Annotated in this window: 2 protein-coding genes; both read left to right on the top strand. The window is 47.6% G+C overall.

Annotated features, from left to right (window positions below; all coding sequences use genetic code 11):
- A partial coding sequence (locus tag R7Q47_RS25130) for a TRAP transporter large permease subunit (protein ID WP_318090036.1) occupies positions 1–736 on the top strand: 736 nt, incomplete at its 5' end.
- A gap of 114 nt (positions 737–850) precedes the next feature.
- The coding region (locus R7Q47_RS25125; protein WP_318090035.1) for a cache domain-containing protein at positions 851–1244 on the top strand (394 nt) is incomplete at its 3' end.

The raw sequence follows: 1244 nt of genomic DNA, 5'->3' as shown, positions 1-1244 counted from the left end.
TGCATACGTTGTTTACATCCTTATTTACGCCAAGCTTAACCCTGAAGCAGCGCAGCCGATTGAACGTGATGAGTCACTCAGCCGCAGGGAAGAAGTGATCAAGGCGCTGAAAGCTGTATTACCACCATTGGCGTTGATCATTGTTGTGTTGGGCTCCATCTTTGCCGGTGTTGCAACGCCAACGGAATCGGCAGCACTGGGCGGGGCTGGGGCGATTGTTCTCGCCGTACTGTACAAGCAATTTAGTTGGTCAATGGTCTACGATGCGTCGAAAGAGACGGTTAAAGTGACCGCGATGGTGTTCGCGATTTTGCTGGGTGCGACGGCGTTCTCGATGGCGTTTACGTATACAGGCGGTGACTATCTGGTCGAAGAATGGATGTTGCAGATCCCGGGTGAGAAGTGGGGCTTCTTGATCATTACGATGATTGTGATTTTGATTCTGGGCTTCTTTATCGACTTCGTTGAAATCTGTTTCATCATCGTTCCTATTATCGCACCGGTTGCTGAGCTACTCGGCATCAACATGACATGGTTTGCTATTCTCATCGCGATGAACTTACAAACCTCCTTCTTAACACCGCCATTTGGCTTCAGCTTGTTCTATTTGAAAGGGGTTGCGCCTGCAGGCGTGACTACACGGGATATTTATCGTGGCGTGATGCCATTCATTGCGATTCAAATTCTCGTCCTTGCCTCCTTACTGTTTTTCCCAAGTTTCTACGGCATGGGTTAATGGGTAAGGAATAAAAGAGATTTTGTGAGCTGAGAGTCTTCACCTTTTGAGACAAGTTGTTAAGCTGCTCTTGGGGCATATTGACCCTTTGGGCAGCGTTTCATGGAGGGAAGGATGCCTCTCAAAGCCAAGTTAATTTTGCTGACACTGATTCCGGTGGTTTTAGTGTCGGCAAGCATCAGTTGGATTTCCATTTATCAGGCCAAAACATTGGGTCAACGAGAGGTAGAGATCTTCCATCAAAACCTCATTCAATCCAAAGAAGCGGCGCTCAAAGATACCGTTGATGTCGCATTTGATGCCATTTCCCACATTTACAACGATTCGACGATTGAAGAACGTGTCGCTAAAGCGCGAGTGAAGGCCATTCTCAATCGCCTAACTTACGGCTCTGACGGGTACTTCTTTGCTTACGATAAACACGGCACTAACCTCGTACATCCCGTTCTTCCTGAATTGGTTGGGGAGAACTTACTTCACCTAGAAGACGAAAATGGCGACAGGCTTA

It is taken from the genome of Vibrio sp. Vb0349, from assembly GCF_033338975.1.
This window is presented reverse-complemented; position numbering and strand designations above follow the sequence as displayed.